At 46.5% G+C, this 16511-nt stretch carries 18 protein-coding genes; 11 read left to right on the plus strand and 7 right to left on the minus strand.

Annotated features, from left to right (window positions below; genetic code table 11):
* Window positions 1-29 precede the first annotated feature (29 nt).
* Window positions 30-1385 (minus strand): dipeptidase, encoded by a 1356-nt coding sequence (locus NST34_RS06725; protein WP_339269469.1) that lies wholly within the window; start codon window positions 1383-1385, stop codon window positions 30-32.
* A gap of 290 nt (window positions 1386-1675) precedes the next feature.
* Here NST34_RS06725 and NST34_RS06730 point away from each other — a divergent pair, with 290 nt between their 5' ends.
* The 4 genes from NST34_RS06730 (at window position 1676) to NST34_RS06745 (ending at window position 4036) form a co-directional block, all read left to right on the plus strand.
* Window positions 1676-2071 (plus strand): winged helix-turn-helix transcriptional regulator, encoded by a 396-nt coding sequence (locus NST34_RS06730; protein ID WP_341127415.1) that lies wholly within the window; start codon window positions 1676-1678, stop codon window positions 2069-2071.
* Window positions 2072-2113: 42 nt separating this feature from the next.
* On the plus strand, window positions 2114-3067 hold the full coding sequence (locus NST34_RS06735; RefSeq protein WP_341127416.1) for a TRM11 family SAM-dependent methyltransferase: 954 nt from the start codon (window positions 2114-2116) through the stop codon (window positions 3065-3067).
* Window positions 3068-3098: 31 nt separating this feature from the next.
* The gene (locus tag NST34_RS06740; protein WP_042185753.1) at window positions 3099-3716 is read left to right on the plus strand and encodes an NUDIX hydrolase; all 618 of its coding nucleotides are present in this window, start codon (window positions 3099-3101) and stop codon (window positions 3714-3716) included.
* 167 nt (window positions 3717-3883) lie between these two features.
* Window positions 3884-4036 (plus strand): hypothetical protein, encoded by a 153-nt coding sequence (locus NST34_RS06745; RefSeq protein ID WP_156113065.1) that lies wholly within the window; start codon window positions 3884-3886, stop codon window positions 4034-4036.
* A 101-nt stretch (window positions 4037-4137) separates the two neighbouring features.
* Here NST34_RS06745 and NST34_RS06750 read toward each other — a convergent pair whose 3' ends face one another.
* The 3 genes from NST34_RS06750 to NST34_RS06760 form a co-directional block, all read right to left on the minus strand.
* Window positions 4138-4605 (minus strand): ASCH domain-containing protein, encoded by a 468-nt coding sequence (locus tag NST34_RS06750; RefSeq protein ID WP_341127417.1) that lies wholly within the window; start codon window positions 4603-4605, stop codon window positions 4138-4140.
* 26 nt (window positions 4606-4631) lie between these two features.
* Window positions 4632-6602 (minus strand): ABC-F family ATP-binding cassette domain-containing protein, encoded by a 1971-nt coding sequence (locus NST34_RS06755; RefSeq protein ID WP_341127418.1) that lies wholly within the window; start codon window positions 6600-6602, stop codon window positions 4632-4634.
* Between the two features lie 121 nt (window positions 6603-6723).
* Window positions 6724-6891: a hypothetical protein gene (locus NST34_RS06760; protein WP_341127419.1), complete on the minus strand. Its 168-nt coding sequence runs from the start codon at window positions 6889-6891 to the stop codon at window positions 6724-6726.
* A gap of 180 nt (window positions 6892-7071) precedes the next feature.
* On the opposite strand from NST34_RS06760, the gene NST34_RS06765 reads away from it, so the two are divergent.
* On the plus strand, window positions 7072-7449 hold the full coding sequence (locus NST34_RS06765; RefSeq protein ID WP_076298221.1) for a PH domain-containing protein: 378 nt from the start codon (window positions 7072-7074) through the stop codon (window positions 7447-7449).
* Window positions 7450-7454: 5 nt separating this feature from the next.
* On the opposite strand, the gene NST34_RS06770 is transcribed toward NST34_RS06765, so the two are convergent.
* Together NST34_RS06770 and NST34_RS06775 are read right to left on the minus strand one after the other, a co-directional pair.
* Entirely contained in the window at window positions 7455-7994 is a 540-nt protein-coding gene (locus tag NST34_RS06770) for a chromate transporter (RefSeq protein WP_341127420.1), read from the minus strand.
* The gene (locus NST34_RS06775) at window positions 7994-8572 is read right to left on the minus strand and encodes a chromate transporter (protein ID WP_445667156.1); all 579 of its coding nucleotides are present in this window, start codon (window positions 8570-8572) and stop codon (window positions 7994-7996) included. Before NST34_RS06775 ends, NST34_RS06770 begins: the two co-directional genes overlap by 1 nt.
* 207 nt (window positions 8573-8779) lie before the next feature.
* Between NST34_RS06775 and ggt the strand changes: the two genes are divergently transcribed.
* From ggt to NST34_RS06790, 3 genes are all read left to right on the plus strand, one after another.
* A complete protein-coding gene (gene ggt, locus NST34_RS06780) occupies window positions 8780-10357 on the plus strand; it encodes a gamma-glutamyltransferase (RefSeq protein WP_341127421.1) in 1578 nt (525 codons plus the stop codon).
* Window positions 10358-10548: 191 nt separating this feature from the next.
* Entirely contained in the window at window positions 10549-11907 is a 1359-nt protein-coding gene (locus NST34_RS06785) for an amidase family protein (RefSeq protein WP_341127422.1), read from the plus strand.
* Between the two features lie 160 nt (window positions 11908-12067).
* Complete coding sequence (locus NST34_RS06790; RefSeq protein ID WP_341127423.1) at window positions 12068-12580, plus strand: hypothetical protein; 513 nt, start codon at window positions 12068-12070, stop codon at window positions 12578-12580.
* Here the strand turns inward: NST34_RS06790 and NST34_RS06795 are convergent.
* The gene (locus tag NST34_RS06795) at window positions 12545-12928 is read right to left on the minus strand and encodes a RidA family protein (protein ID WP_341127424.1); all 384 of its coding nucleotides are present in this window, start codon (window positions 12926-12928) and stop codon (window positions 12545-12547) included. The genes NST34_RS06790 and NST34_RS06795 overlap by 36 nt on opposite strands.
* A gap of 239 nt (window positions 12929-13167) precedes the next feature.
* Between NST34_RS06795 and NST34_RS06800 the strand changes: the two genes are divergently transcribed.
* From NST34_RS06800 to NST34_RS06810, 3 genes are read left to right on the plus strand one after another with little or no spacing between them, the layout of a single operon-like run.
* On the plus strand, window positions 13168-14742 hold the full coding sequence (locus NST34_RS06800; protein ID WP_341127425.1) for a PucR family transcriptional regulator: 1575 nt from the start codon (window positions 13168-13170) through the stop codon (window positions 14740-14742).
* A gap of 38 nt (window positions 14743-14780) precedes the next feature.
* Window positions 14781-15905: an XdhC family protein gene (locus NST34_RS06805; RefSeq protein ID WP_341127426.1), complete on the plus strand. Its 1125-nt coding sequence runs from the start codon at window positions 14781-14783 to the stop codon at window positions 15903-15905.
* Entirely contained in the window at window positions 15847-16419 is a 573-nt protein-coding gene (locus NST34_RS06810; protein WP_175617362.1) for an NTP transferase domain-containing protein, read from the plus strand. The genes NST34_RS06805 and NST34_RS06810 overlap by 59 nt, the downstream gene beginning before the upstream one ends.
* The last annotated feature ends 92 nt before the right edge of the window (window positions 16420-16511 follow it).

Here is a 16511-nt window from a genome sequence, read left to right on the forward strand (position 1 = left end):
GTCTGGCTTTGTTATACTACCTGATTCTCTTAAACAGTCTTCAAGAACTCAACAATGGTGAGCAGTCCCTTATCAAAGTTCTCCAGGTTGAAATGCTCATCTGGTGCATGCAGGTTCTCATCATCAAGGCCAAAGCCCATCAGGACCACGGGTGCTTCAAGTACACGGGAGAAGCTTTCCATGATCGGAATGGAGCCACCGTCTTTGGTGAAGAGGGCACGGGTACCGTATACTTTGCCGTAAGCGTCTGCGGCAGTTTGCAGTATAGGGTTCGATGGATCGATGTTAAAGGCACGCGCCTTCTCCATTTGCGTCACATGCACTTTCGCTCCGGTTTGAATATTAGCCTTCAGATGCGCTTCAACGGCATCAAGAACATGCTGTGGATCCTGATCGCCAACGAGACGGCAAGTAATCTTGGCATGTGCTTCTTTTGGAATAACTGTCTTGCTTCCTTCGCCTTGGAAGCCGCCATACACACCGTTAAGTTCAAGTGTAGGGCGAGCACCAATACGTTCTACAAAAGAATAACCTTCTTCGCCGTATAACGCATCGAGTCCAAGTCCTTCGCGAATCTTATCTTCATTCACGCCTTGCTTCACGAATTCCTCACGTAGCATTGGAGAAAGTTCAGGTACACCATCATAGAAGCCTTCTACAGAAACACGACCTTTGTCGTCATGAAGGGAGCTGAGCAGGGACACGAGAGCGTGCAGTGCATTCGGAACACCACCACCGTAAGAGCCGGAGTGCAGGTCTGTAAGAGCTGTAGTTACGCTCACTTCAAGTGATCCTAGGCCGCGTAGTCCTGTGCAAATTGCAGGGCGACCACGTTCCAGCAGGGAAGTATCGGAGACTAGCACCGCATCCGCAGCCAGCTTTTCTTTGTTAGCTTCCAGGAATGGAGGGAGATTTGCGCTGCCGATTTCTTCTTCTCCTTCGATACAGAGCTTGATGTTAACAGGAAGAGTACCTTCTTGTTTCAGGATTGCTTCAATCGCTTTGAGGTGAATGAATACTTGTCCTTTGTCATCCGTTGCTCCACGTGCATACAGCTTGCCGTCACGGATCTCTGGTTCAAACGGAGGTGTAGTCCACAGGTTTAGCGGATCTACTGGCTGCACGTCGTAGTGGCCGTATACAAGAATGGTTGGCTTACCCGGAGCATGAAGATAGTCAGCATATATGACGGGATGTCCCGCTGTCGGATGAAGTTCAATGTTCTCAAGTCCAGCTTTCTTTAGTGTGTCTGTCAGCCAATGGGCTGCAGCTAGTACATCGTCCTTATGCTCAGACAAGGCAGAAATACTTGGAATCTTGAGCCATTGTTTTAGTTCTTCGAGATGTTCATCCCGGTGTGTTGAAAAATACGTTTCATATGACATAGTGTGTATGTACCTCCTTAAGTTTTGCTGCGCAAAACCGGCTATGAGCTTAATCGCCATGCGTGACCGTCTTGTTTAGCATTCTATAGGAATCATTATACTGGAGAACTCACTATGGATCAAAAGCGATTAGAAAGACGTCTTATCTGATCCTCGTGACCGGAGCTTTTTTTCGTAATTAATAGTTCCTTTCCGGTTGTTGATTACTAACAGTAACCATGATAAGCTGATTAAACTTAAGGGACAAGAAGGCACTATTACATGCTTGAGTTCCTATGGAGGTAACCACTTTGGAACATTCAATGGACGAACCCATTCGGCTAATGCCGACGCTAGAGGATTGCTCCATCACCCGCCAAATTCTCGACAGGGTTGGGGACAAATGGAGTGTGCTCATCATTGTTAATTTGGGTGCAGAAGCATTGCGGTTTAAAGAACTGCAGCGGCGTTCTGGTGGTATATCACAACGGATGCTGACCCAAACCCTGCGTCATTTAGAACGAGATGGTATAGTTTGGCGTAAAGCTACGCCTACGGTACCTTTGACTGTTGAATATGGTCTGACAAGTTTAGGAGAGTCCTTGCTGGATCCTTTAACTTCCCTAGTGGAATGGGTCAATAGAAACAACGCTGAAATCGCCAAAGCGCGTATAGGGTATGATTGTCAGCACGAAATGTTGGAGTAGCAAGCTAGGTGTACAATTTACTGGGATAGAGGATGGATTATTTTGCAAAAGAAAAGTGAAAAAAACACATTTTTATATACTTACACCTGTTCAGAGGACGAGTTATCGCTATGTCAGATGGAGCTTCGTTGTCTTTTTGGAGAGGAAGTACCTTCTTCAATCTTTAAGAGTGAGGTAGAGGTGGATGTCAGCCGCAGTCCCTTCATTAAAGAACGAATTGATGTTATGTACGAGGGAGACAGCTTGCCTGAGATTTATGATCAAACGGAGCAGGTGGAGCTTGGCGGTAAGACATTTAAGGTTATTTTTGTGAAGACCAATGATCTGTCCCCTGCGGACAAAATAGAATATGATGAGCGAAGAGTGATCGAGCGAGAAATTGGGCTGCGGATTGAAGGGGAAGCGGATGTAAACCATCCAGAGCTGGTATACGGCATTGTTACGCTGGGCGGTCGCTGGTACTTTGGAGCTTATCATAAGAACAAGGCCACCTGGTTCCGTCAAATGAAAAAGCCGCGTAGCTACTCTATCGCGCTTAGCACACGTGTAGCCCGAGCTGCGGTCAATATAGCCGTTCCGAATCCGGAAGGTGTACGAGCTATCGATCCTTGCTGCGGCATCGGAACAGTAATGGTAGAAGCCCTCTCGATGGGAATCAATATGGTTGGACGTGACATTAACCCTCAAATCGCGATCGGTGCCAGAACGAATATTGCTCATTTTGGATTCACAAGTGAGGTTACGCTTGGAGATATTGCTGACATCACAGAACATTACGATGTAGCTATTGTAGATATGCCTTATAATCTATATTCTAGTATTACACCTGAGGAACAGTTTGCGATTCTAGTGAATGCGCGCCGGATTGCAGATCGGGTAGTTATCGTTGCGATTGAACCGATGGATGAGATGATCACGGAGGCTGGATTTACGATTATAGACCGCTGTGAAGCTAAAAAAGGTTTGTTCTCCCGTCATTTAATGCTTTGCCAGTAATCCTAATCAAGTTATTTAAAGGGGTGCAGCAATGGAGCAGAAATGGTTAACCTGGGCTAAAGAAATACAGGCCATCGCACAGACTGGACTAACTTACGCTAAAGATGTCTATGATATAGAACGGTATCAAGCTTTGCGGGAGCTAAGTGTAGATATCCTCGCTAATTATACGTTCGAAAGCAAGGAGAGAATAAGACTCTCCTTTGCTAGTGAGGGTGGCTATTCTACGCCGAAAGTGGATATCCGTGGTGTTGTTTTTCAGGATGACAGAATCCTGCTTGTCCGCGAGAAATTGGATGGAAAGTGGGCGCTTCCCGGGGGCTGGGGAGATATCGGTCTGTCACCGAGTGAAGTCGTTGTTAAGGAAATTCAAGAAGAATCAGGATTTGAGACAGAAGCAATTCGCTTGCTGGCTGTTTTAGATAAGAAATTTCATAACCATCCTCCGGAGCCGTATCACGTGTATAAGTTTTTTATTTTGTGCAGAATTGTAGGCGGCGAGGCGCTGCAAGGGGTGGAGACGAGTGAAGTATCCTTTTTTGCTGAAGATGAACTGCCTGAGCTCTCATTAGAGAGGAATACAAGTGAGCAGATTGAAACGATGTTTGAATATTTACGAAATCCAGAAAAAGTAGTAATATTGGACTAAGAATTTGCATATTATGTATGACTCCGTAAAGTGATGTTTTTAATGATGTAAATGATGGGTAATAACTATTATGTAAGCACTTACAATGCTGGTATTCTAAGCTTTTAGGTCGAGCGGTCTACATTTTTTCCTCTACTGTGACGATAAGAATTTTAGGAGGGGATCGCATGGAACAAGAAGAGTTGAGCATTCCATTGAAACAGGAAAATGTGGTGCGTCCTGCAGAGGGCAATATTGCCACTGGGCTGGTTTGGGGTATCTTAATCAGCATTCCGTTATGGATCTCTGTGATTGGCTGGATTCTGGGGTTTTGGCGCTGAGCCGTATTTTAATAATTATCTAACTCTATTAGTTGTATAGTATACATCAAAGGCGGTCTCTTCGTAACTGAAGAGGCCGCCTTTTTAGTTTCCTGTGTTTCTCAAGATTTCGAATATACCAGTCTAAAGTTCTCGCAAACTACCTTCATCTTTGGATCAAAAGGCTTCTTCAAGAACGCTAAGGATTCTCTGGAGAAGAACTTCTCATGCTCATGGCGCCACGACTCTAGCGTTCTGTCATCCTCGCCTTCGCTATAGGCAAAGTCAGCGCCTACCTCATCAAAAGGTGTAATTTGCACATCTGTCGTAACGATCACTGCTTGCGGATTACCACGGCCGTCCAGCAGGATACTATGTCGGCCAATTTGTGGAAAGGTCTCGTCACAGACTGCATAAATTTCATAGTTCGAAGCGGTTCCTGTCTTAATCCTGCGGATCACCAGATCTAGCAGTTCATCGGCCATTTGAGGACTGTCGCCAAAGGCCCAAGCCTCGTAGTTATCCGCTGCTTGTGGATGAAGCTGGGTGTATTCTTCCCAAAAAAGCTTAATCTTCGTTTCGTTGCTCATATCCGTATCTCCTCATTTAATAATCGTTAGTGTCCCGCAGTTTCCATCCAGCCCGCATAGAACTCATCTAGTTGCTCTTGCACTGCATCGCGTTCTTTCTGTAGCTCGGCGAGCTCTGCCGCATTGCTACTGATCAGTGGATCTAGCATTTTGGCATCGATTTCCCCAAGCTGATCCTCAACTTCGGCAATAGCCTTTTCCCAATCAAAGTGGATACTCTTCTTGCGGGAACTGGACGAGTTAGCCGTAGTGACATTAACATTCACGGAACGGTTAGATTGAGGCTTACCGGAGCGTGCAGTGGTTCCATCTGAAGAGAAAGGTTTAGGCTGATCAGGAATAGAGACTGGTGCTGCTAACGCCTGTTCAGCTTGCTTCTCCTTGTAATACTCATAGTTGCCGTTGAAAACTCCAAATCGTCCACTTTCAATGGACCAGAGCTTATGGAACAGACGATTAATGAAATAGCGGTCATGTGAAACGGCCAGCACTGTACCTGGGAATTCTTCTAATGCTTCCTCTAGCGCTTCCCGGGAGTCAATGTCTAGATGGTTCGTTGGTTCATCCAGAATTAACAGGTTTGGTTTACGATGCATCAACACAGCGAAACGCAGGCGGGTCCATTCCCCTCCGGATAGATTCGTGATGTCTTTGAATACATCGGCACCGTAGAATAGGAAACGTGCGAGCTGCCCGCGCGCTTCACCTTCTTCTAGTCCGGCCTCTTCACGGAAGTAGCGGAGTACGGATTGTTTGTTATTGTCAGGGACAGCCTCTTGCGCGAGATAGCCAACAACGGTTCTTGAACCAAGCGTGCAGCTTCCGGTGTCTGGCGTCTCCTGACCTAATATAATTCTTAAAAGTGTACTTTTCCCTGCCCCGTTACCACCGATAAGTGCCGTAGTCTCTCCATAGCGAAGAACTTCGTTTGCGTCTGTAAACAGGCTTCGCTCTCCATATGCCTTACCGATATCCTCCAGTATGACGACTTGATTCCCGGAGCGATCATTTTGCTGTAGCTGCAAATCCATCGATTTGCGCTCAAGAATAGGACGTTTAACCTTTACCATACGATCCAGTGCTTTTTGCATGGAAGCTGCTCGCCGGTAAAAGGCAGGGTTTGGGGGAGTTCCCCGATTCCCAAATTCGATGAGGCGTTTGATGCTCTCCTGCATTTGCTTTATCTTTTTCTGTTGTTCTTGATAATCAGCAAATTGTTGAAGTAGACGTGTTTCCTTCTCTATTTGATAGCCGCTGTAGTTGGTATGGAAGGTAAAAGCCTCGCCATCCTCAATCTCGATCACTTTTTTGACTACAGCGTCGAGGAAGTAACGATCATGGGAAATGGCTAACACTGTACCGTCATAGCTCTGTAAGTACTGCTCTAACCACTCGATGGCGTTCATGTCTAGATGATTGGTTGGCTCATCGAGTAGAAGTACATCAGGTCTACGCAGTAGCAGCTCTGCGAGTCCGACTTTAGTTTTCTCGCCGCCAGAAAGAGAGGAGAAGAGTCGGTTATATTGCCCAGTTCCGATTCCTAGACCAATGGCAACTCGCTGAATGGTGGATTCAATTTCGTAGCCTCCTGCGGTCTCAAATTTATCCTGAAGGCTACCATATTCTTTCAGCAGCCGATTCCATAGCGTTTCATCCGTTCCGGTATTGAAGGTGGACATTTCAAGCTCCAGCTCTCGCAGGCGTTGTTGCCATTGCAAAGGTTCAGCAAAGCTACGCTGTAGAACTTCAAATACGGTTTCTTTTTCGTTAACCTCTTGAATTTGAGCCAGCATTCCTACTACACTACCTTTGCGAATTGAGATTTGCCCTTGATCGGGGCGCTCTTCGCCATTCAGTAAGTGGAAAAGTGTAGTTTTACCGCAGCCATTGCGGCCGATTAGACCGATTTTTTCTCCTTGGCGGATATCGAAGGTGATGCTATTTAGTACGAGCTGTGCACCGTGGTATTTTTGAACATTTTGGCATTGAATAATCATATATATTCTCCTTTAAGAATGCCCTTTGCACCGCCAGAACCCTAAATCGAAACTGGAATTCTGTAAAAAACCATAAAAAAAGACCGTAGGGAAATTTCCCCACGGCCTTATCATTCTCCGGTTAACTGATCCGTCCGGGTGATGGCAGGAAAGGCATTTCACAATTGTGTAGTGTTATTAAATTCATGGAAATGGACAGACTTCTCCCGTTATCGCTATTTACATGAGCAATGCCAGCTATCGCTTTAGGTAGCCGACTCATAACACTGTTGGTCCAATTGTGATCCATTCCTTCCACACCCCTTTCTTAACAAATTTAATGACAGTGTAAACAATAATCGGAAATTTAGCAAGTAAAAAGATGGCAGAGCGAAGTTTTACACTGCATATAATATGAAATGTGGAATAATATGGTTCTATGTGGGAGGAGACAAGCCACTAAAAATCACAGATGAAAAGGGGAAGTTATATGGCGATTTTTGACGGATTGATGGGTAATGCATCACAAGTAAATCTAGCGGAGGTACAACGGGAATATGCACAAATCCTTGCCCCTCAAGAGAAAATTGAACGAGCCTACAAGCTGATTAGAGATATGTTTATTTTTACAGACAAACGACTGATTCTAGTGGATAAACAGGGACTGACGGGGAAAAAGACGGACTATCATTCCATCCCATACAAAAGCATCTCGCATTATTCCGTGGAGACGGCAGGGCACTTTGATCTGGATGCGGAGCTATGTATCTATATTTCCAGCAGCACTGTGCCACTCAAGAAGACCTTTAATAAATCCGTGAATATTTATGAGGTACAGGCGGTATTGTCACAATATATTTTAAAATAGTTTAGTTAGACCGTGTAGCGGAGTACCAGACCACCATAGGCAAAAGCGGCTAAGATGACAAAGGCAGGATGCAGCTTAAGCCGCTTGATGGCCCAGAATGCGATTGCGGCAATGAACAGTGTTTGCCAGATTCCGATAGAGTTCGTAGGACCTTTGACCATTGTCCAAGTGAGCGCAGCCATCATAACTGCAATAACCGGTTGAACAAGCAATGTCATCCCTTTCACTACGGGGGATTGCTTGTATTTTTGCATGACCTCTAACAGGATAATAAGCGCTACTGCGGAGGGCAAGACGGTTGCTAGCAAAGCTACGATGAGTCCTAACCAGCCGTAGACATCATAGCCGACGTAAGCTGCGATTTTGGTAGCAATCGGGCCAGGCAGTGCATTGCCAAGTGCAAGCATGTTAGAGAATTGTTCATCGGTCAGCCAGCCGTAATGGGGAACGATTTCTTGATACATCAATGGAATAGAGGAAGGACCACCGCCGTATCCAAGCAAATTCGCCATGAAAAATCCGTATATGAGCTCTAACCAGTCCATCAATTTGATCCTCCTTGTTGTTGCTTCGCGATGATCCGGTAATGAACGGCTCCGTAACCTAGAAAAAGCACGATTACGAGAGCTGGATGTATGTGAATTATTTGTAGCAGAAGTAAGGCGAGAAGGATGAAGACAGCGCTGAGATATTTTCCTAGCCCTTTATAGGTTTTTTGCGCAAACTCATATGCCATTATTCCTAACATGACAGCAATGACAGGAGATACCCCCGCGATCATTCCAGCTACTACTTTTGAGCTACTTAAATAATTTACAGCCGATAACAGTATGATCATAGCCAGGCAGCTAGGTAAAATATGTGCCAGAACTGACAGTATCGCCCCCCTAACTCCTCGAAGTTTATATCCAAGATAAGCCGCCATTTTAGTAGCAATAGGTCCCGGTAGCGCGTTGGCAATCGCCAATGTCTCCCCGAATTCATCGTCGCTCAGCCAAGTGTAGCGAGTTACCGCATCATGCCGGATTAATGGAATCACGGAAGGCCCTCCGCCATAGCCGACAATCCCAGTTCTGAACATGGCGATAGCTAATTGTACATAATCTTTATGGATGGATATCACGTGAGACCTCCCCTTGTGTTTAGAGCCCATTCTATACAATTCATATGTGTGAAACTACGAGGTTGACTAGAAATTAGCTAATCTTTGTGCATGAATCACAAAAAGAGGATGGTTATTTTGAGGTTTAGCGTAACCGATTGACAAGGGATTTTTATGTAATGTTAAATGACATTAATTAAGCGAGAAGTTAATAGGGAGATGGGGAACATGGCGGAGAAACCTGTAATAGGCACAAAAACAATGGTCGTCAGCCCTCATTATTTAGCTTCGGCCGCGGGTGCGCGCATTTTGGGAAAAGGGGGAAATGCCTTTGATGCGGCGGTGGCGGTTAGTGCGACGCTCGCTGTAGTCTACCCGCATATGACGGGGCTTGGTGGGGATTCGTTCTGGTTGACCTATAGTACAGAAGAGGCGCGTGTCCGGGCGTATAACGGAAGTGGACGGTCGGGTTACGGAGTTCGCAGAAGTTGCTATGCCGGGGAGGGAGCTATCCCGAGGCGGGGAATCCGCAGTGCCATCACCGTGCCGGGGATGGTGGATAGCTGGGATGCCATGCTCAGTAAGTATGGCCGCTTAACGCTGGCAGAGGTGCTGGAGCCAGCCATCGGCTATGCTCAGAGTGGGTTTCCGCTGTCGCCAGACCAGCGGAATAATACGCTGTTTGCTGGAGCGACGTTGTCGGCGGAGGCATCCGCGATTTATATGCCGGGTGGAGTGGCTGTGTCTGCTGGATCGAGATTTCAGCAGACACAACTGGCGACAACCCTGAGGACGTTGGCTGCGGGTGGACGGGACGCTTTTTATAAGGGGAAGATTGCTGAAGATATTTGTGATTATATGCTGGCAGCTGGGGGCTATCTCACACGGGATGATTTTGCGGATCATCAGGGGGATTGGGTCGAGCCGATTCATGCGGAATATCATGGGCATAAGGTGTATCAAGTGCCGCCAAACTCTCAAGGGTTTACGGGGCTGATGAGTCTTAATATATTGGAGTATTTTAATTTCGGAGAAATCGAGCATGGCTCTTATGAATATTACCACCTGCTTGTTGAAGCGCTGAAGCTGAGTTTTCGTGATCGGGATAGAGTGCTTACAGATCCGGATTTTAGTGCTATTCCTTTGGTGCAGTTGCTGGATAAGAACTATGCGGGGCAACTAGCCTCTACGATCTCGATGCAAAAAGCGGCACAGCTGACAAGTCAGCCTATTGGTAGTGATACTGCTTATGCTGCGGTGGTGGATGAGGAGGGAAATGCGGTTTCCTTTATTCAGAGTCTGTATTTTGAGTTTGGCTCAGGTGTGGTTGCTGGGAATACAGGAATTCTGCTTCAGAATCGGGGTTCGTTTTTCTCGCTTGATCCGAACCATATCAATACGCTTGAACCGCATAAGCGCAGCTTCCACACACTGATGCCAGCCATGGCCTGCCGCGAGGGCAAACCTGCGATTCTATATGGTACGCAAGGTGGTGAAGGTCAGCCGCAGACTCAAACGTTGCTACTTACAAGGATGCTGCATTATGGGATGAATCCGCAAACGGCTGTAAGTGAACCGCGTTTTGTATGGGGGAGAACGTGGGGGGAACCTACGCAGGAGCTGAAGGTAGAGGGACGGGTAGCGGATGAGGTGCTGGCAGATCTGGCGGGAGCCGGTCATATTGTCCGGAAAGTGGAAGCATATGACGGGAGCGTGGGTCATGCTCACGCGATATCCATAGATGACAATGGATATCGTAGTGGGGGGGCAGACCCGCGCTGCGATGGCGCGGCGATAGGTTGGTAGGGTGAGATGCTCTCTCCAAATCCCCCAATTTACTCCTTCCGTTATTTGGTAGGAAGGATATCGTGAGAGGATTCTCGGAAAGGCAAATGGGAAAATCCTAGTTTAACGGAGCGATAGGTTCTTAATAGAAATGACGGATGACGGGTTGATTATGATCAGAGAAGGAATGGTGAGGGGAGGAGGAAGGAGAAATGATTCTGGATAATCGGTATGGCGCGTTCATAGATTCTGAGCTAACAGTCGGACGTTTAGGGAATGGGATATTGGACGGAATGACCTTTGCTGTAAAAGATGTGTATGCGATCGCAGGGCACAGCTCTTCTGCAGGTAATCCAGATTGGCTGCGGAGCCACAATCCCTCTACAGAACATGCGGCAGTAGTACGCCAGCTGCTCCAATCGGGAGCGACGCTTCGAGGAGCGACTCATACGGATGAGCTGATGTACAGTCTGGGTGGTGAGAACCATCATTATGGAACGCCCATAAATCCCCGTGCCGCAGGTTGTATCCCGGGTGGTTCTTCTAGTGGATCGGCAGTAGCGGTAGCTTCAGGTAGTGTTGATTTTGCGCTCGGAACAGATACAGGTGGTTCTATTCGAGTCCCTTCCGCCTATTGCGGAGTATATGGCTTTCGCCCGACGCATGGTGCTGTGAATATGGAAGGTGTGATCCCGTTATCACCGCAATTTGATACAGTAGGCTGGATGGCTGATCGTATGGGTGTGCTCCAGAAGGTTGGGGAGGTTTTACTTGGAAGTGGACGCATGACTGAAAAGGTAATGATGAGCATAGATGGAAATTTAGAATTGAATATAGAGAACGGTAGGGAAAAAAATGAAGAGGAAGAATTGGAGAATAATATACAAAAGAACATAGAGGATCAGATACCAAAGAGCAAAGGAAATAATGTGGAATATAATTCTAGAAAGGATAAAGAGGATGATTCACAAAAGAAAATGGGGACTTTATTTGTCGCTACGGACTGTTGGGATTTGGTTGCCCCAAAGGATGTAAGTATTCTAGTGGACGGATTGAATCGCTTGCGGACTGGTGCTGATCATTACTTTGAAACTGAAATAGCTCCAGAAGGATTGAAGGTCTGGATGGATGTCTTTCGGGAGTTACAGGGTAGTGAAATCTGGACAACCCATAGCATCTGGATTGAGAAGGTAAAACCATTCTTTGGACCAGATATTGCAGCTCGGTTTTCTTGGGCTGCTAACTTAGCTGGCAAGGACCACAGTATCGCTCAGAATAAACGAGCGGAGATTTCTAACCAGTTGCGCCAGCTGCTGGGAGAAGATAATTGTCTTGTGATTCCGACAGTACCTGGTCCTGCTCCACTGCGTGGAGGAGGTTTGCGTCAATTGGAGGAGAACCGTAGTGGGGCGATGATGTTGAGCTGTATAGCTGGATTGGCAGGCCTGCCTCAAGTAACATTACCTATGCTCTCTACAAATGGACTGCCGCTGGGATTGTCGGTTATCGCCGGACATGGTCAGGATCTTCGGTTACTCTCATGGGTTAAGGAGGTTTGGCGGCGGTCGTGAGATGACGGGACTTGATGGGTTTTGAGATGATAGGTGAAATTGGCTTTAAAAAAATGATCTCAATGTGATGAAGTAGGCTCAATAATGGTGTGTTAGAGTAAAAGATAAATTCAGTGCTCAAAAGTTGGCTTAAGACCAGTGTTTCAGTAAACACCTCCACGTGAAGAAGAAGAACGATATAAATCCCGCAGAACTCAAGAAATTGGCTCGTATAGCTGAAAATAACGGTATAAATCCCGTAGAATGCGCGAAATTGGCTCATATTGCGGGGAAGAAGGGCAAAAATGCTTCGGAATCCAGTAATTCCGGCGATATAGCCGAAAAGAAGGGTATAAATGCCCCAGAATCTAAGAATTCCGGCGATATTACAGGAAAGAGGGGGATAAATACCCTAGAATCCAGTAATTCCGGTCATATAGCCAAAAAGAGGGGTATAAATCCCCCAAAATCCAAGAATTCTGGCGATATTAAAGGAAAGAGGGGTATAAATACCCTAGAATCCAGTAATTCCGGTCATATAGCCGAAAAGAGGGGCAAAAATGCCCCACACCACAAAGGTCAGCGACACGCTCACGTTTCATCTGAACACGCAAACAAAGCACCTTCCGTGAAGAAGGTGCCATGCCCCGTCCGAGCTCTATTCTACGAATGCTTCGACTTCTATTTCTACTAACAATAGTGGATCAATAAGCGCTTTTACCTCTACCATGGTTGCTACAGGCTGAATATCTTTGAAAAATTCGCCGTGTGCTTTGCCGACTTCTTCCCAGCGTGAGATGTCTGTCACGAACATTCTTGTTCTAATTACATGCGACAAATCAGCATCTAGCTGGTTTAGCGCTTTTTCGATGGTATGTAGAATGAATTTCGTCTGCGCGTATGGATCTCCTACACCGACTACTTCCCCGCCTTGCATGGCTGTTGTTCCTGCGACTTCGATACGATTGCCGATTCGGATGGCGCGAGAATATCCAACCACCGACTCCCAGGGTGAACCCGTAAACACTTGCTTTTTACTCAAAAGATCCCCTCCAAATCCATCTTAATATTGTCCGATCTAATTATACTACTCACACAAGTGATGTGAACTAAAGATTAATGGTTCATCAGTTATGTTCATTTCGTGTTATATTAACTAACATAATAATCGTTAAATTTTAATTTTGCTCTATCCAAAGAGGTTAATTTTAATTATAATGTTACATAAAATAACATTATGAATTAGAAATGGTTCAATTGATCCTAAAAAGGAGGGATGGCATGCATCTTACGGTTGAAGAAGCGTTGTCCATTTATCCTTTGTCCGAGGCGAAGCTTATCGCGGGGTCCAAGGGGAAACATCGAATTGTGAAATCGATTAATGTGATGGACGCACCTGATATTTCGGATTGGATCAAAGAAGGCGAGATGCTGCTAACGACAGCCTATTTAATCAAGGACAATCTGGAGGATGCCTCTGCTTTGCTGCAGACGCTGAATCGAAGGGGCTCATCGGCCTTGGGTATTAAGCTGGGACGATTTTGGGATGAAGTACCGAAGCAGCTAATCGCAGAAGCGGAGAACCTTAACTTCCCCTTAATCCAGTTGCCGTTCCAGTTCACTTTTTCGGATCAGATGAATGGCCTGTTTCGCGCCGAGCTTAGCCGGAGCACTCACGTTCTGCAGAGCATAATGGAGAAGCAGAAAAAACTGATGCAATTTGCCCTGCGATCTGTCCGCAGCCGTCCATTGTTTGACTCGGTGTCTGATGTGATTGGCCATTCACTTGTAGTGGTTAGCGCACGCGGGGATGTAATCTATAACAATTCTGAATACCAGACCTCACAGTTGCTGGAGGGATGGCCATGGCAGAAACGGAATCAACGTTTTCGTGTAGAGGATCGTGCAGGTTATCGCACACCACTAATACAAGGAGAAAAGTGCTCGGGATATTTATTGTATTGTTCCATCGACCCTTTATTGCTCCCGGTGGAAGAGAGCTTGTTCGTTCAGGGTGCTGAACTTATTTCATATCATATTTACTCAGGATACGAGGATTATTTTGAACAGGCAGAACATAGGGAGTTCAGTGGATTGCTGAGACGTTGTCTAAATGGTAACTTATCTTACGCCGATTTAGTACAGTCTGCTGTAAAGCTGGAGATAGAGCTGCTTCAATCGCCATTCTGTCTCTTATTAACCGATATTGCTACGACGAGTGAAGAACGCCAAAGTGAGCTGCTTAGATTAAAAGAAGAATACACTGAACACCCCGTACTGCGGGATTTAAAGGCCATTCATGTGATTGTAGACCAAGGATTATTGTCCATCTATCCGGCAGCTCTTCAGAGTCCTGAGCAATTTCGGGATGTAATCCAGGCTTGTTTTGACAACCTGAAGTTTGACAAGGGGTATTATCCACGAGCTGCGATAAGTAGTTGTAAATTGAAGCCGGATGGGCTGAAGGAGGCTTTTGCGGAGGTGAAGGAATGTATGGGTATGCTTCAGTTTGAGGGAGTGCATGGGAATGTTGTGCATTATCGGCAGCTTGAGCTTTCCTTGCTTCTTGGGCAAATCCCGACAGAGGTCATGGAGAAATATTGCAACGGAACGCTTAGAGGACTGCTTAGTCGTGAGCCGGAGTATGTGCGAGAAATGCTGCGGACGCTGGAGGTTTATCTAGAGAACGATGGGCATGTCAATGAGACAGCCAAAAAGTTGTTTATTCATCGGAACACGGCTACCTACCGGATCGAGAAGCTTAGTGAGCTCTTGGATGTCGATTTTAAAAAAATAAATGATCTAATGAGGCTGAAGTTAGTGTTCATGTTTCGGAGAATGCTTGGGCGGGACTAAGGTCTGGGTTGAAATGCAAACACGGAGGAGGGGGCCTCGTGAATACACATGAGATCGCAACGCATATTCAAACCCATCAGGCGCCTGCGGTGCTGGCAACACTGATTGAGGTAGAGGGACACTCGTATCGTAAACCCGGGGCAGTGATGCTGTTTTTTGAAGGGGGCACGATTGGGAGTCTGAGTCCAGGTTGTTTGGAAAGCGATCTGGAGTTACGTACCTCTGAGATATGGGAACGAGGGCTGCCCGAGATTGTGGAATACAATATGTTGTCTTCGGATGATCTGTCCTGGGGTGAGACTGTCGGCTGCGGGGGCAAAATCAAAGTGGTGCTTGAACCTGTGCAGGGGGTGTTTTATGAGCTTTTGGTGCAGGCGAGTGTCAGACTGGCGGCAGGAGAGCGGTTAGTTCTGTTTCGGGAGGCAGCGGCGAGAGGTTTTACCTATAAGCTGCAGCTGGATACTGATACTTCACTATCGCAGAACAAGCAACAACCGAAATTATCCCACTCGGCAAAAGAAAGCATGGCGGCAGGTCGCTTTATGGCCGCTTCAGCTGAATTGACAGCATTCCATACATGCTTTGTGCCTAAACCGCGGCTTGTGATTTTTGGCGGAGGACGTGATGTGGTTCCAATTGCGGAACTTGCTGACAGAGTTGGCTTTCGGGTTGCGGTTGCGGATTGGCGCGAAGGAAGCTTGCACAATAAGTTTCCTCGAGCTGAACAAGTAATTTGTTCCCCTACAGAGCTTGTTCAACGCTTGGGCGTAGCTCAGCGGGATTATGTATTGATTTGTAGTCATCAGCTTGGGCGGGATAGACAGTTCCTTGAGAGTGTAATTCCGCTAGCCCCGCTATACATCGGCATTATTGGTTCAAAAGCTCGGATAGCTCTTTTACTGAAAGGGCTTGAAGCTCCTGCATCTTTGCATGCGCCTGTTGGGTTACCCATTGGTGGAGAAGGTCCGGAGGAGATTGCGGTCAGTATTATAGCGGAAATTATTCAAATTAGAAGGGCGGGCTCACGAGAGCTGCCCAAAGGAGTGGATAGTATTGAAGGTAGCAGGAATATATTTGGCAGCGGGGCAGAGCAGGCGGATGGGCGTGTCCAAGGTTTCACTGAAATTGTCGCAGGAGGTCTCGCTCGGGAGCGTCGCGCTTAGTGAATTGGATCGTTGCAATCTAGAACCGCTAATCGTGGTAGTGCGTGCGGATGACAACTTGGAATGGTTGCCACCCGCGATTGAACCGCAAGGCTCCAGACGTACCGAAACTTGCTTAACTGCACATCTAGGATTGTCTTTTTCACTGCGCTGCGGTCTTAATGCGGTATTGCCTTTACAGCCCGATGCAGTAGTTGTGGCGCTTGCGGATCAGCCATTTATTACTACAGCATTAGTGAACCGTCTAATACAAACGTTTGAACAATCTCCGGAGATGGATTATGTCGCTAGCGTCAGCAATGGGTCGGCTATGCCCCCGGCTTTGTTCTCGAAGACATTGTTTCCAGCACTACAGGGATTAGATGGAGATCGAGGAGCTGCGGGGATATTGCGTTCACCTGATTATAAGGGGATTGTTCTGGAATCTGAGTCTGCCCATTATTTCATGGACGCAGATACAAAGGAGGATTTTGGTGAGATTCAGGAGCAATGGATTCTGAGAAATGGAAAGTGAAGTAAAAAGTAGTCTAAAAGGTAGTCTAAAAAGTAGTCTAAAAAGTAATCTGAAATAGTGTTCCTTTTCCACTTCTGGTCATATAATATGAC

This window comes from Paenibacillus sp. FSL H7-0714 (assembly GCF_038003765.1).
Taxonomy (GTDB): domain Bacteria; phylum Bacillota; class Bacilli; order Paenibacillales; family Paenibacillaceae; genus Paenibacillus_AQ.

Coding starts and splice junctions, on each gene's coding strand:
- NST34_RS06725 (WP_339269469.1), bottom strand. CDS start 1,385: ATGTCATATGAAACGTATTTTTCAACACACCGGGATGAACATCTCGAA.
- NST34_RS06740 (WP_042185753.1), top strand. CDS start 3,099: ATGGAGCAGAAATGGTTAACCTGGGCTAAAGAAATACAGGCCATCGCA.
- NST34_RS06745 (WP_156113065.1), top strand. CDS start 3,884: ATGGAACAAGAAGAGTTGAGCATTCCATTGAAACAGGAAAATGTGGTG.
- NST34_RS06750 (WP_341127417.1), bottom strand. CDS start 4,605: ATGAGCAACGAAACGAAGATTAAGCTTTTTTGGGAAGAATACACCCAG.
- NST34_RS06755 (WP_341127418.1), bottom strand. CDS start 6,602: ATGATTATTCAATGCCAAAATGTTCAAAAATACCACGGTGCACAGCTC.
- NST34_RS06760 (WP_341127419.1), bottom strand. CDS start 6,891: ATGGATCACAATTGGACCAACAGTGTTATGAGTCGGCTACCTAAAGCG.
- NST34_RS06765 (WP_076298221.1), top strand. CDS start 7,072: ATGGCGATTTTTGACGGATTGATGGGTAATGCATCACAAGTAAATCTA.
- NST34_RS06770 (WP_341127420.1), bottom strand. CDS start 7,994: ATGGACTGGTTAGAGCTCATATACGGATTTTTCATGGCGAATTTGCTT.
- ggt (WP_341127421.1), top strand. CDS start 8,780: ATGGCGGAGAAACCTGTAATAGGCACAAAAACAATGGTCGTCAGCCCT.
- NST34_RS06785 (WP_341127422.1), top strand. CDS start 10,549: ATGATTCTGGATAATCGGTATGGCGCGTTCATAGATTCTGAGCTAACA.
- NST34_RS06800 (WP_341127425.1), top strand. CDS start 13,168: ATGCATCTTACGGTTGAAGAAGCGTTGTCCATTTATCCTTTGTCCGAG.